Source organism: Acetatifactor aquisgranensis (assembly GCF_943193215.1).
Classification (GTDB): Bacteria; Bacillota; Clostridia; order Lachnospirales; family Lachnospiraceae; genus Acetatifactor; species Acetatifactor aquisgranensis.
Window position 1 is genome coordinate 21,204 of sequence record NZ_CALPDH010000027.1, and the last position, 14,158, is coordinate 35,361.

The following is a 14,158-nucleotide window of genomic DNA, read 5'->3' on the forward strand; positions in this document are numbered from 1 at the left end:
ATTATGGATTATGCAAAAAAGGAAAGACGGGAGGCGTGGCTGCGGCACCCGGTATTGGGGGATCCGTCCTTTGACAACTTTGAGAAAATCGGGGAAACGGTGCACGTATCCGAGGCGCCCTATGAATGGGCGGTGAACGGCTCCATATTCCGGGATCCCAAGACGGGATTCTGGTACTATTATGCCGGATTGTATCCCTATGGCTATATGTGGTCTCCGAAAGCGCCCGGAGTACAGTCCCATTTCGTCACCTACCGCTCCATGGACAAGGGAGAGAACTGGGAGTGCCTGGGGCCTGGCTTTCCGGACTTTGACTGCCATTTTCCGGGACTGGAGGGCACACAGATGTGCTTTCCGGATGTGGTGATGGATTATGACAGGGAAACAGACCGGTACTGGCTGACCTATGACTGGGGAGCCAGATATATCGACCGGGATGAAGGATGGCTGGGAAAGGACGGCGGGGCTGCTCTGGCATGGGCAAAGCGTCCGGAAGGGCCGTTCCATAAGCTGAAGAGGCCTTTCTGGAGCAATACGCTGGGGAAAGACAACCGCCATCTGGGCCGCTTCGACAGAGGATATGCCTCGTCCGTGTTTAAGCGGAAACATGATTGGATAGCCTTTGTACTGCAGGATTCGGGAGATTACTTTGGATGGGCGCTGGCCTGCAGGACTGCTTTGGATCCGGAGGGAGAATGGTCTGTGCCCAGGCTCATCCTCTCCGGGGACAGGCCGGGGTATTATCCGGCCCTTATGGAGTTCTGCTTCTGTATGGCGCCGGGGGACGGCAAGGTGTACGCGCCTGCCACTTCGGTAGCCGGGAACCGCAATTATCAGGTGGTATTCGCAGCCGACCTGGAGCAGGCGGAGTACCCTTCGGCCTGGAGCATGATACAGGAGGGCAGCATCTGGCATGCCAGACCCTTGTCGGATGAGCGGGCAGGCATCTGGGGACAGACCATACAGGGATTCATAGAAGATGACAAATTTGTAGTCATGTATGCCTCCAAGGATGAGCGGGACTATGGGACGCTGTCCGTAGCGGCCATGCCGCTGGACAAGCCTTTCCGAGACGGCTTTGCCATATCAGGCCATGTGGGAAAATCCATTGCCCCGATTCTTGCCGCTTATAGTGACTATCGGCTGAGAATGGAGATGACTTTCACAGGGACAGTGGAGATATTCCTGCGCTTTGGCGGAATCCTGGGGCCGGATGGGCATAAATCCATGGCGGTGGCCTCTGAGGAGACTTTTTTCTCCTCTCTCAGCGTGGAGCTGGAAGAAAGAGGCGGATACAGGATTCTTGCCCGGGACGAAAAGGGGAAAACAGAGACATTTTCCTGCGGCACGCTTCCGGAGACACCGAAAGCCCTGGAAGTCATGTCTTATGGGGAAAGGCTTTCTGTCAAAGTGAATGGAGAGCCTGTATGGGAAGGCGAAAGCGGAGCGGAATGCAGACCTTTAGCTGTGTGCGCACATGAATATTCTGTTCTGTCCTGTTCCCGGTTCGAGGTGGAGGGGATTCCCTGCCGCTATACTTTGCGGTACAGCGCGGAGGATGCGCTGCTGGCCGCTATGCAGCACGGCTCCTGGCAGCCTGCCGGGGGAGCCGGGTTCATATCCGGCCGCGGCTACATCGGTTCCGGGGCGCAATGCGCGAAGTGGAATATCCGGGGAGACGGTTTTCGGGTATTTGCACCTAAAACGCCGGAACTTGGCAATATGGAAATCTGGGTGGACGGATTCTTATATGGAACGGCAGACTTATGCGCAGAACAGGCTGAGCCTTCAGGAAAAGTATACGAAGTACAGGGACTGCCCGGGGATGACCGTCATCTTGTGATGCTGAAAGGGTACGAGGGACAGTCCTTTGCGGTGGATATGATTGAAGTGGAGGGAGAGCCTTTTGGGGAGAAAAGGTCATAGGGACAGGCAAAGGTTCAAAATCGTAAGCTTCAGGTTTGAATTCACAATGGCTTCTTTGGCCCGAAAACAATAAAATAAATTCGTAACAGGTAACCAGATTAGGAGGATACAGGATGAAAAAAAGAATCACAGCAGTACTGTTAGGAATGGCCCTTTTGGCATCCGTCTTCACCGGATGCGGGAACCAGAACGATGCACAGGAGGGAGCTTCCTCCGGCGGGAATTCCGGCGGGCAGGAGGAGACAGGCAGCAGCACGGACGAGGGAACAGACGATACGCCGGATGCCGGCGCGGCAGCTGACGGCGAATTGGTAGAGATTGTATGGCTGTGGCCAGGGGACGCGCCAGAGGGATTACAGGAAGTGGAAGACGCACTGAATGCGATGATGGAAAGCGACATAGGCGTCCATGTGACACTGTATCCCTGCGCGGACTGGGCGAATCAGGTCACGCTGGATGTGTCCACCGGAACCCAGGTAGACATCTGCCTGACAGTGGGCGGAGGCGTCGGCGGCAAGGTGAAGGACGGCATCATACAGCCCATGGACGATATCATTGAGCAGTACGGCCCGGACATCATTGAGGACTGCGGAGACAGCATAAAGGGCGGCTATTATAACGGACTGCTCTACGGTGTGCCGAACGCGTGGCTTTTGGGCGATGGATACGGCTTTTATGCCAACGCTGATTTGCTGGAAGAGTACGGATATGGCCCCGGAGAACCGGGAAAGAGCTATTCCCTGGAGGAGCTGGAAGAAATGATGGTCACGGTAAAGGCGGGAGAGGGGGACAGCTTCTACCCGGCATCAATCAATGGCCTGAAAGATCTGACCATGCGCTCTTTCTTTGAATTCGACCTTTTGAGCGGCGGCAGCCCTTCCACAGGCGTCCTCATATTGCGTGACGGATTTGACAATACGACGATAGAAAATCTCTATGAGACAGAAGCCTACGAGGAGTATGCCAGACGGATGTACGACTGGGCGCAGAAAGGATACATCTCCAAGGATGCGGCCACCGATACAAGCAGCGCCCTGGATCATATCCCGGCAGGCGACGGATTGGGCATCTTTTACTGGCTGGATGAACAAAATTCGACTTATGACGAAACCATGTCCGCAATCCAGGTGAATACGTATACTTATAATATGATTCCCAAATATATCACCAGCGATGTCCTGGGAAACATTCTCTGGAGCATTCCTGTCACATCTGTGAATCCCCGGAAAGCTCTGGAAGCGTTGAATTATATTTACAAGCATGACGAAGCGGCATGGCTGCTCCAGTTTGGTATCGAAGGGCGGGACTATGAAGTGATAGAGGAAACCGAAATCGATGGCAAGAAACTGCGCCGTATCAAATATCTTTCCGATAATCCAAGCGCGCTTCCATATTATCAGGGTATGGGGGTATACGGCGACAGATTCTCATGGCCGGTTGTAGGGGAGACGCTGGACATTGATTATAACCAGAAGTGCAGGGAAAGCGATGCTGGAATTCCGGACAGCAGAAGGTCTTCCGCAATGGGTTATGTCTTTGTGAAAGACAGCGTATCCTCGGAAATCGCGGCTGTGGACGCGGTCAGGGAGCAATATGAGAAGAGCGTTGCCTACGGAACCGTAGATCCGGATGTGATTCTGCCGGAATTCAGGCAGGCGCTGAAAGATGCCGGAATCGACAAGATCATCGAAGAGAACCAGCGTCAGTTCGATGAATGGCTTTCAACGCAGAATTAAAAGGCGGTACAGGAAATAGTATAATTCATGTTGCGGGGGGATGCTATGGACAAGAGGAATGTTTGGGCATCCCTCCCTCTGTAAGATGACAGGAGGTTGTGTGATTGTGCGAAATGTGATGGTCCCTGCTGCCGGAGGCAGAAAACGCCGCAGGAACAGATGGCGGAGAATCCTTCCCTTTTATATCATGGTCCTGCCGGGCCTGCTCTATTTGCTCCTGAATAACTATATCCCCATGTTCGGCATCCTGATCGCCTTTAAGGATATGAATTTCCAGAAAGGGATACTGGGAAGCCCCTGGTGCGGATTCGATAATTTCAAATTCCTTTTTTCTTCCAGCGTAGGATGGGAAATATTGCGGAATACCGTAGGATACAATATTCTTTTCCACATTGTGGGAACGGCGCTTGCGATTTTCGTCGCCATCCTGATCAATGAGATATGCAGCCAGCGCATGAAAAAGCTGTATCAGAGCCTGCTTCTGCTTCCGTATCTGATTAGCTGGGTCATTGTAAGCTATCTGGTCTATGCCTATTTTGCGGCGGATACCGGACTGGTCAATAATTCCATCTTAAAGCCTCTGGGCTTTGACGCTGTAATCTGGTATCAGAAACCGGAATACTGGCCTTTCCTGCTGGTGTTCTTCAACGTGTGGAAAGGTATCGGATACAGCATGATCGTCTATCTGTCCAGCATCGTGGGCATCAGCTCCGATTATTTTGAGGCAGCCCGGATTGACGGCGCCAGCAAATGGAAGCAGGTGCGCTATGTCACTTTGCCTTTGCTGAAGCCTACCATCATTACGCTGTCTATTCTGGCGGTCGGAGGCATCTTCCGCTCGGACTTCGGCCTCTTCTATCAGGTGCCGAGGAATAGCGGCATTCTTTACCCGGTGACCAGAACACTGGATGTATATGTGTACCAGGCGCTGCTGGAGAATGCTGATTACGGGATGTCCAGCGCGGCCAGCGTGTATCAGTCCGTGGTAGGCTTTGTCATGATTCTTTTGACCAATGCGGTCATCAGAAAGTACGAGGCGGATTCCGCGCTGTTCTAGAACCGCCAAAAGATTGATTCACCTGCGCGGAGCATATGCGCGGGCATGGAGGAGTGTGTAAGGATGAAAACAAAGGAATTTATCATAACGCAGACGCTGGCGCATTTCGTGTGCGGGCTGCTGTCGCTTCTGGCCGTTCTGCCCTTTATCCTGCTGTTCATCGCTTCCTTTACGGAGGAAGCGTGGGCCGTGACCAACGGCTATTCCTATTTTCCGGGGGAGTGGAGCCTGGAAGCCTATAAATATATTATCGTCAAATGGGGAATGATAGGACGTTCCTATCTGATGTCGCTGGCGGTTACGGCAGTGGGAGTGGCTCTGAGCCTTGTGATGACGACGCTTTTTGCTTATGCCACCAGTCAGACAGGGATTCCCGGAATGCGGATTATAAGCTTCATATTGCTGTTCACCATGCTTTTCAGCGGCGGACTGGTTTCGTATTATTATAGTTTTGTGAAATTCTATCATCTCAAGGATACATTCTGGGCCCAGGTAGTGCCGGGACTGATGGGGGCATTCAATGTCATTCTGGTGCGGAATTATTTTAAGAGCAGCATCCCTTACAGCCTGATAGAGGCTGCCAGATTGGACGGGGCCAGCGAGTTCGGCATTTACTTCCGAATCGTCATGCCCCTGAGCCAGCCTATCATCGCCACCATCGGCATGCTGGTGGGCCTGGGATACTGGAACAACTGGACCAATGGCTTCTACTTTCTGACCGGACGTAACGGCAGCAAATACTATACTCTGCAGAATGTCCTGAACAATCTGAATACCAATATTGAACTGTTGAAAAAATCCACTTCTGAGATTAATATGGGAAAGGTATTCTTTCCCGGCAACACAGTCCGCATGGCCATCGCAGTCATAGGTGTGGTGCCCGTCATGGCTCTGTACCCTTTTTTCCAGAAGTACTTCGTGAAAGGGATAACTCTGGGAGGCGTAAAGGAATAAACAGAATTGAAAGATAATATCGGAACCAAATTAAGCAAATTCTCAAGCAAAATAACCACAAAGCTGCTGTTTGTGATACTGTTTCTGGTGGTGCCGGTGAATGTGCTTGCAGTGATATTGAACAATTATGTCATCAAAAGCATGCGGGAGACCATAGATCAGTCGACAAACAGTGTGATTGAAAGCTATATCACGTTTCTGGACAATCGGATGGCCATAGCCAACTATCTGCTGCGGACCATGAAATACGAGAATGAGAGCGGCGTCGCCATGCTGAAAGAATCAGATGAGGAGTATTACAAATTATATCGGACCCGGTTCTACTGGGAGATTCAGAAGCTGATCGACTACACCGAGGGCATGGACACCTATTTCTACATTGTGAGGGACAGGGAAGATATCCTGATATGGAATGGGGAAGATGCGAAAGCGGAAAAGAGGCATCTCCAAAAGGAGTGGGAGAAAGGGTGGCATCTGAATCAGATTGGGGAGATGGAAGCTTTGTGCCTGTGGGCCGAGGTGAAAGAGGTCATCTATGGAGGCTGGATCGATTTGGATCAGATCCGCGGACAGATGGAGGAGGATATCCAGTATGAAAGCAGCTATATCACCTTTACCGAAGTCCCGGGAGAAGAAGACAAGGGCTGGATATGCGTGACCGGAAGAAGCAAAAACACGGACTTCTATGTGAATGTGTACCTGAAGGAAAGTGAAATCACGGGAAAAATCCTGGCTGCAAATGCCTATCTGATCGCGGGAACAGTCATCACTATGGCCGCGTTCTTTTTCGTACTATATCTGGCGGTATACCGTCTGCTCATAGATCCCCTGAATGTGCTGAATGCCGCGCTTGAAAAGGTGGAGGAGGGGGATCTGGATTACAGAATCGCGAAAGAAGCCTCTTCTGCGGAATACGAATATTCCTTTCTGCAGTTCAACCGCATGACAGAGCATATACGGACACTGAAAATCGAAAGTTACGAAAAAGAGCTGGAAAAGAAGCGGATGGAACTGGAGAATCTGCAGCTGCAGATACGCCCGCATTTCCTGCTGAATATCTTCCAGCTGCTGTATGCGCTGGCTAAGCGGCACGAGAACGGGGCGATTCAGGACATCATTCTCTATCTGTCGGAATATTTCCGCCATCTGTTCCGCAGCGGCAGAAACCTGGAACTGTTCGGGCGGGAACAGAAGCTGATAGAGAGTTATATCGATATGGCAAGGATCAATTTCCCTGACAGCATCGAAATCGAATATGACTATGACCCGGAGATCCGGTTTGTGCGGCTGCCGCCGCTGCTGCTCCACAATTTTGTGGAGAAGAGAAGCTCTACATTGAGTATGGGAAATATTCTCTGAAGGAAAAAGAGCAGAAAAACAGCGAAAGCACGGGAACAAGGCAGGATCCGGGCCGGATAGCGGAAGAGGTTGCGGGGTATGTCATCCGCAATCTTTCTGATTTTGAACTGAACGTGGAAAGCATCGCGAATCGTTTTCATTTCCATCCGGTGTATCTGAACCGGATTTTCCGGAAAGCCAAAAGCATCTCCATCAGCCAGTTTATCATCAATGAGCGCATGAAAATGGCGGCGATCCTGTTGAAAGAGGGGAAGTACACGGCCAATGAGGTGTCTGAAATGGTGGGCTATGCCCATTACACCAATTTTTACAATATGTTCCGGAAAACCTATAAGATATCGGTTCTGCAGTATATGGAAAAGTATCTGTAAGTTGCTGCGCCGCTCTTGCAGTTTCCCTTTATTTCCAGTATAATAAAGTGGCTGTTGGAAACGAGTGAAAGAAAGGCAAGGTTCGCAATGGATATTTTTCAGACAATCAAAGAAGAACTGAAGGTGGAGAAGTGGCAGGTGGAGGCCGCGGTGAAGCTCATAGACGAGGGCTGCACCATCCCCTTTATTTCCCGATACAGGAAAGAGGCCACAGGCTCCCTGAACGATGAGCAGCTCCGCAGCCTGGACGAGAGGCTTACCTATCTGCGCAATCTGGAGGAGAAGAAAGAGCAGGTCATAGGCAGCATCGAAGAGCAGGGGAAGCTGACGGAGGAGCTGCGGGAGAAGATTCTGGCGGCCCAGACTCTGGTAGTGGTGGAAGACCTCTACCGCCCCTACCGTCCCAAGAGGAAGACAAGAGCCAGCGTGGCCAAGGCCAAGGGACTGGACGGGCTGGCGGACTACATACTGGCCCAGCAGGCAGCGGAGCCTGTAGAGAAAGAAGCCGCAAAATATGTCACCGGGGAGGACGCGGAGGAAGAAAAGCGCGTAAAGACAGTCCAGGAGGCCATCCAGGGCGCAAAGGACATCATCGCGGAGGCCATTTCCGACAATGCGGACTACCGCAGCTATATCCGGGAGACCACCGTGGAGGAAGGCGTCGTCGTAAGTTCCGCCAAGGACGAGAAAGCCGCAAGCGTATACGAGATGTACTACGATTTCGAGGAGCCTGTGCGGAAAATGGCCGGTCACAGAGTGCTGGCGCTGAACCGCGGAGAGGCGGAAAAGGTATTGACTGTGAAAGTCAATGCGCCCGAAGAGCGCATTCTGCGGTATCTGGCAAAGCAGACCATCACTTCGGAGAATCCATACACCTCTCCGTTGCTCACGGAAGTCATTGAAGACAGCTATGAGCGGCTGATCGCTCCCGCCATCGAGCGGGAGATCCGTAATGACCTGACCGAAAAGGCAGAGGACGGCGCCATTGCTGTGTTCGGCAAGAATCTGGAGCAGCTGCTCCTGCAGCCACCTGTCGCAGGAAAGGTGGTGCTGGGCTGGGATCCCGCTTTCCGCACCGGCTGTAAGCTGGCGGTGGTGGATCCCACCGGCAAGGTGCTGGATACGAAAGTGATATATCCCACCGCTCCCCAGAATAAGGTGGAGGAGTCCAAGCGGGAGCTGAAGAAGCTGATTGCCAGGTACCATGTGGACCTGATATCCGTGGGCAACGGCACGGCTTCCAGGGAATCCGAGCAGATTATCGTGGATTTGCTGAAAGAGCTGGATCGGCCGGTGCAGTATGTCATCGTAAACGAAGCCGGCGCCAGCGTGTATTCCGCCAGCAAGCTGGCCACAGAGGAATTCCCGAACTTTGACGTGGGCCAGAGAAGCGCGGCATCCATCGCCCGCAGGCTCCAGGATCCTCTGGCGGAGCTGGTAAAAATCGATCCCAAATCCATCGGCGTGGGGCAATACCAGCATGATATGAATCAGAAAAAGCTCAGCGATGCCCTGAGCGGCGTGGTGGAGGACAGCGTGAATAAGGTAGGGGTGGACTTGAATACGGCTTCCGCCTCTCTGCTGGAATATATATCCGGAATCAACAAGACAATTGCGCGGAATATCGTAGACTATCGGGAATCCAACGGGCGTTTCACCAACAGGAGGCAGCTCCTGAAAGTGGCCAAGCTGGGGCCGAAAGCCTTTGAGCAGTGCGCGGGATTCATGCGCATCCTGGACGGCGACAATCCGCTGGATGCCACCAGCGTCCACCCGGAGTCCTATGAGGCCACGAAGAAGCTCCTGGACAAGCTGGGGCTGACCATGGAGGATGTCCGGCAGATGCAGAAGAAAGCGGCTGAGCGAGGGAACGCCGCTTCCCCGGACGGGAACAAGGCTGCGGCGGAGGGGAAGACCTCCGGAAAGGCTGCACAGACAGGGGCTGCCGGTCAGAAGAAGCAGAAAGGGAATATCCGCATCTCCAACACCAATACCGCCATGGGCAGGGCATTGGCGGCTGCCATGGGCGGTGCGGTTCCGCAGGCGGCAGGCTCCGACACGGAAGCGGGCAGGAAACAGGGCGCGGCACAGTCCGGACAGAAAGCGGCCGGTGCGGAAGCCGGTTCCAATCTGGCCAGGCGCATCCGCGACAAGAAGCAGATGGCCGAAGAACTGGGCATCGGCGAGATTACGCTGACGGATATCCTGAAAGAGCTGGAGAAGCCCGCCCGCGATCCCAGGGACGATATGCCCAAGCCTATCCTGCGCAGTGATGTGCTGGATATGAAGGACTTGAAGCCGGGCATGATTCTCAAAGGGACGGTGCGCAATGTCATCGACTTCGGCGTATTCGTGGACATAGGCGTCCATCAGGACGGACTGGTGCACATCTCCCAGATTACCAACCGCTTCATCAAGCATCCTTTAGAGGCGGTCAGCGTGGGCGATATCGTGGAGGTGCAGGTGCTGGAGGTGGACCAGGCCAGGAAACGCATCAGTTTGACTATGAAAGTCAATCAGGAGAAACAGGGATAGGTAGTTTTTTGACAGACATGACAGCGAAAAGCCCTTGGGCGGGATTGCCCGAGGGCTTTTTTTGACGAATGGAAAATGTCGCAGAGGACCCCGCTCCGCGACATTTTCATGTCTTTACGTTAGCATATTCATCTTCCCCTGTCAAGTGACGATTATGTTCTGAATTAGCCTCTCTTTTCTTTAAATATACTAGTCAAAACACTTGACCATTTTGTACACTTTAGACAGGGCTGAGCATGGCCCAATCGAAAGAGGAGGTGCCTGTATCATGGCAAGAGGAGAAAATGTGTTCCGCAGAAAGGACGGGCGGTATGAGGCCCGGTATATCAAGGGGAGACGGGCGGACGGAAAGCCGGTCTATGGCTTCTGCTACGGCAGGACATATGAGGAAGCCAAGGGAAAGGCAGACAGGGCAAGGGAAGAGATGGCATCGGCAAAAAGGCCGGACCACAGCCAGAGTCCGGATGTGGCCTGCTTCTGCGACAGCTGGCTGTCCGCCAACAGTGCCCGGCTGAAGCCCTCCAGCGCCGCGAAATACCGCATGGACATGGAGAATCACATCAAGCCCTATTTTGAAGGCAAGCTGCCCTGCGAAGTGCGGCCGGAAGAAATCGAAGGATTCACCAGGATGCTGTTGAACGGGAAAGGGCTGTCGCCCAAGACAGTCCGCAGCATATTGACCCTGCTCCGCTCTGTCCTTTCCTATATGAGAAAGCAGTCAGGGGAGAACCTGCCGGAGCTGGAAATCGCGTATCCGAAAGAAAGCAGAAAAAATGCGCGGGTGCTGGACAAAAAGGAGGAGGCCATGCTGGCGATGCTCCTGGCACAGGAAATGGACTCCTGCAAGTTCGGAGTCTATCTGGCGCTGCGCACAGGTATGCGGATCGGGGAGGTCTGTGCCCTGCGGTGGAGGGACATCTCCTTTGAATCCGCTGCCATCTCCGTCTGCCAGACTGTTCTGCGGCTCCCGCAGAAGCAGACGGATTCCGAGACTTTCCGGAAAGACGGATTCAGAACCGCGCTGGTGGTGGGCCCCCCGAAAAGCGAGAGCTCTCTGCGCGTCATCCCCCTGATGCCGGACATTGCCGCCCTGTGCGAACGGTTCCGGCCGGAGGATCCCGAGGCATTTCTCCTGACCGGGACGGCCAGGTGTATGGATCCCAGAAAGCTTCAGCGGCGTCTGAAGCGGTATCTGGAGGAATGCGGCATCCCGGAGGCCCATTTCCATACTCTGCGGCACACCTTTGCCACGCGCTGCGTGGAGGCGGGCTTCGATGTCAAGACCCTGAGCGATATTCTGGGACATTCCAACATCGGAATCACCATGAACCTCTACGTCCATCCCGATCTCGACCTGAAGCGCGAGAATATGAGCCGGCTCAAGCCCATGATTTCCCTGTAGACAGCATATACTGACTGATTTGGTCAATGAAAAAGCAATGCCAGACTGACTGACCGGCAGTCAGGGAGGCAGTCGTTTCCGCAGTCGATTCGGGGACAACAGTTTTCCCGGGCCAGGTCTGTAAGCTATTTCATCACTTTCCCTCCTACAATGTCGCAGAGCGGGGTCATTTGCGTCATTTTGGTGGGATTTTTTTGTCTCCAAAATGGGAAAAGGACGCTGTGTGATGTGGAGGATGCGAAAAGAGGGGATATTTTTTGAGTGCGATTCAGATAGGATACAGGGTGGGCAGGCTGACTGTGGAAGAGCCCACAGCGGAGAAAAAGGCCGGATATACCGTCTGGAAATGCCGCTGCGACTGCGGCGGGGAGATTGCGCTGGACACCCGCTGCCTGCAGCGGGGCACAGTGCGGGACTGCGGCTGCAGTACGGTGGTGCGTCCCGGGCAGCGTGACATATCGGGACTGCGATTCGGGAAGCTGGTGGCCCTGCGGCCCACCAAGAGGCGGGGCGGCAATGGGGACACTGTCTGGCTGTGCCGCTGCGACTGCGGCAACGAGGTGACTGCGGAGCTTGGCAGGCTGACCGGAGGCTGCCGGAAAAGCTGCGGCTGCCTGGCCCATCCGCCTCTGAAGGATTTTCAGGGAAAGCGCTTCGGGAAACTGACCGTGGTGGAATATGCAGGCAAGGAAAAAGGGATGCACAGATGGAGATGTGCCTGCGACTGCGGGAAAGAGACCGTAGTAGGGCAGAGCCTGCTCCAGACGGGCAAGACCAGAAGCTGTGGCTGTCTTCAGGCCGCTACCTACCGGGACAACCTGAAACTGATGGAGGGGACTTCCCTCACCATGCTGCAGGCCGTGAAGAGCGGACGGCTGCTCAAATCCAACACCAGCGGATACAACGGCGTGTACTATGACAAGAGGAGAAACCTGTGGGTGGCCCAGATTACGTTCCAGGGCAGGACGAAGTACCTGGGCTCTTTTGTGTGCCTGGAGGATGCAGTAAGGGCCAGGCGCGAGGGCGAACGAATATATGACGAATTTCTGGAACAAGTAGAAAAGAGCAGGACTGGAACGACTGTTTGAAAGGAGCATATTTGCACATGGATAAAGAAGACGAACATGTGATAAAATTTGAGCTGCTTGGGACGTTCTCCTGCGGCAGTACGGAAGAGGCGCGAGCCAAAAACAGCGCACTTATCGGCAGAACCGGCAGAAAAGTGCTGTCCTTTCTGCAGTATCTGATTGTGAACCACACAAGGCACATTTCCTCCGACGAGCTCATCCGGCAGTTCTGGACAGAAAACAGCAGCAATCCGGCTAATTCCCTGAAGAACATGATATTCAAAATCAGGAGCCTGTTGAAGGAGATATGTCCGGGACAGGAGAACCTTCTCGTGACGAGACAGGGCTGCTATACCTGGAACTCGGCTGCCGGTCTGCGGTTGGATGTGGAGGAGTTCTCGCAGCTTTGCCAAAAGGCAAGAGGGCTATCGGGAGAAGAGTATATGGAGACGCTCCTGAAAGCCATGTCCCTGTACAGGGGAGGATTTCTGTCTGGCAACGATGATGACTGGACAGTCCCTCTGCGGCGCTATTACCAGATACTGTATTTGGACGCCTGCAAGCTTTTGCTGCCGCTGCTCCAGAAAAAGCAGCGCTGGACGGAGATGATAGGCATTTGCGAGCAGGCCGCCGAGGAGGATTTCAGTGAGGACATCTTTATGGTCTGTCAGATGCAGGCCTTGATTTCCATGGGGCATCCGGAGAGGGCACTGGAGGTTTATGAGGATTTCCGCAAGACCCTGTGGGAGGAACTCGGAGTGGAGCCTGCGGAACAGGTGGAGCAGGCCTATCTGCTGGCCAAAGGCATGTGCCAGAACCGCATGCACGACCGCGATATCCTGGCTCTCGTGACGGAGGGCGGGGAGGAGGAAGGCAGCGCGTTCCTCTGCACATTCTCCGTATTCCGCAGCATCGTGGCCCTGGAACGGCGGCATTTGGCGCGTTCCGGAAGCGAGTCCTCCATTGTGATTGTCCGACTGGACAGTGGAGCGGTGCCTGCCACGGATGCCAGGCGCCTGGAGCGCGTCTTTCTGGAGGGGCTGCGGACGGCAGACCCGGTGGCCAGACTGGACGCGGCATCCTATATCCTCCTGCTGACCGGGGCCAGCGTGGAGAACGCTCAGGCTGCTGTCAGCAGGATGGATCGCATGTTCCATAAGACCTATACTCATTCCAGAGCGAACATCTCTTACAAGATATTCGCTCTGCGGTCCGTGTCTGCGAAATGGAGGAGCAAAAAGCAGTGATAAAAAAGGAGTCCCCTGGAAATCGCTGTCGGAGATTTGGAAGAAATAACCGGCAGATAACCTCAGGCTTTTATAGTGGCCATATGAGGGAAAGGAAGAGGTGGCTGCGATATGAAGCTTAGTAATAAGATGCTTCCCTGCCAGAGCCGGGAGGCGGTAGTGACAGTACTGTCCTACCACAATGGCATAATAGAGGGCTACCTGCAGCATCCAAGGCTGGATAAAAGAGAAAAGGTATGCAGCCTGTCGCAGATAGTGCTGCTCCTGAACAGCCTGCTGGATTTGGAGGACTCTCTGGGCAGCCCGCTGCCCCTGGTGCATCGGGACTGTGACTGCCTGGAGAGCATCGCTGTCTTCAGGGTACAGATACTCTTCCGGGAGCATTATACCTGGCAGGGGAGACTGGTCTGGCAGGATAAAGCGAAAGAAACCGTATTCCACAGCTGCATAGAGCTGATGCAGCTGATTGATGAGATTCTGGGAGAATGAAAGGGAGGATGAGGC

General features: G+C 53.8%; 11 protein-coding genes. All 11 read left to right on the forward strand.

Going from position 1 to position 14,158, the window contains the following annotated elements; translation table 11 throughout:
* Window positions 1-3 precede the first annotated feature (3 nt).
* The 11 genes from NFS35_RS20555 (at window position 4) to NFS35_RS20605 (ending at window position 14,143) form a co-directional block, all read left to right on the forward strand.
* Window positions 4-1,926, forward strand: a complete 1,923-nt coding sequence (locus NFS35_RS20555; RefSeq protein WP_251208954.1) for a hypothetical protein — start codon at window positions 4-6, stop codon at window positions 1,924-1,926.
* 113 nt (window positions 1,927-2,039) lie between these two features.
* Window positions 2,040-3,662 (forward strand): ABC transporter substrate-binding protein, encoded by a 1,623-nt coding sequence (locus tag NFS35_RS20560; RefSeq protein ID WP_251208955.1) that lies wholly within the window; start codon window positions 2,040-2,042, stop codon window positions 3,660-3,662.
* A gap of 100 nt (window positions 3,663-3,762) precedes the next feature.
* A complete protein-coding gene (locus NFS35_RS20565) occupies window positions 3,763-4,719 on the forward strand; it encodes an ABC transporter permease (RefSeq protein ID WP_251208956.1) in 957 nt (318 codons plus the stop codon).
* 63 nt (window positions 4,720-4,782) lie between these two features.
* Window positions 4,783-5,673 carry a carbohydrate ABC transporter permease gene (locus NFS35_RS20570; protein ID WP_251208957.1) on the forward strand — a complete coding sequence of 297 codons (891 nt, stop codon included), beginning with the start codon at window positions 4,783-4,785 and terminating at the stop codon, window positions 5,671-5,673.
* Window positions 5,674-5,679: 6 nt separating this feature from the next.
* Window positions 5,680-7,032: a sensor histidine kinase gene (locus NFS35_RS20575; protein ID WP_251208958.1), complete on the forward strand. Its 1,353-nt coding sequence runs from the start codon at window positions 5,680-5,682 to the stop codon at window positions 7,030-7,032.
* Between the two features lie 113 nt (window positions 7,033-7,145).
* Entirely contained in the window at window positions 7,146-7,403 is a 258-nt protein-coding gene (locus tag NFS35_RS20580; protein ID WP_251208959.1) for a helix-turn-helix transcriptional regulator, read from the forward strand.
* An 87-nt stretch (window positions 7,404-7,490) separates the two neighbouring features.
* Complete coding sequence (locus NFS35_RS20585) at window positions 7,491-9,938, forward strand: Tex family protein (protein WP_251208960.1); 2,448 nt, start codon at window positions 7,491-7,493, stop codon at window positions 9,936-9,938.
* Between the two features lie 268 nt (window positions 9,939-10,206).
* A complete protein-coding gene (locus tag NFS35_RS20590) occupies window positions 10,207-11,340 on the forward strand; it encodes a tyrosine-type recombinase/integrase (protein WP_251208961.1) in 1,134 nt (377 codons plus the stop codon).
* Between the two features lie 257 nt (window positions 11,341-11,597).
* Window positions 11,598-12,428: an AP2 domain-containing protein gene (locus tag NFS35_RS20595; protein WP_251208962.1), complete on the forward strand. Its 831-nt coding sequence runs from the start codon at window positions 11,598-11,600 to the stop codon at window positions 12,426-12,428.
* Between the two features lie 17 nt (window positions 12,429-12,445).
* Window positions 12,446-13,654 (forward strand): AfsR/SARP family transcriptional regulator, encoded by a 1,209-nt coding sequence (locus tag NFS35_RS20600; protein WP_251208963.1) that lies wholly within the window; start codon window positions 12,446-12,448, stop codon window positions 13,652-13,654.
* Between the two features lie 111 nt (window positions 13,655-13,765).
* Window positions 13,766-14,143, forward strand: coding sequence for a hypothetical protein (locus NFS35_RS20605; protein ID WP_251208964.1), 378 nt, complete (start codon window positions 13,766-13,768; stop codon window positions 14,141-14,143).
* The last annotated feature ends 15 nt before the right edge of the window (window positions 14,144-14,158 follow it).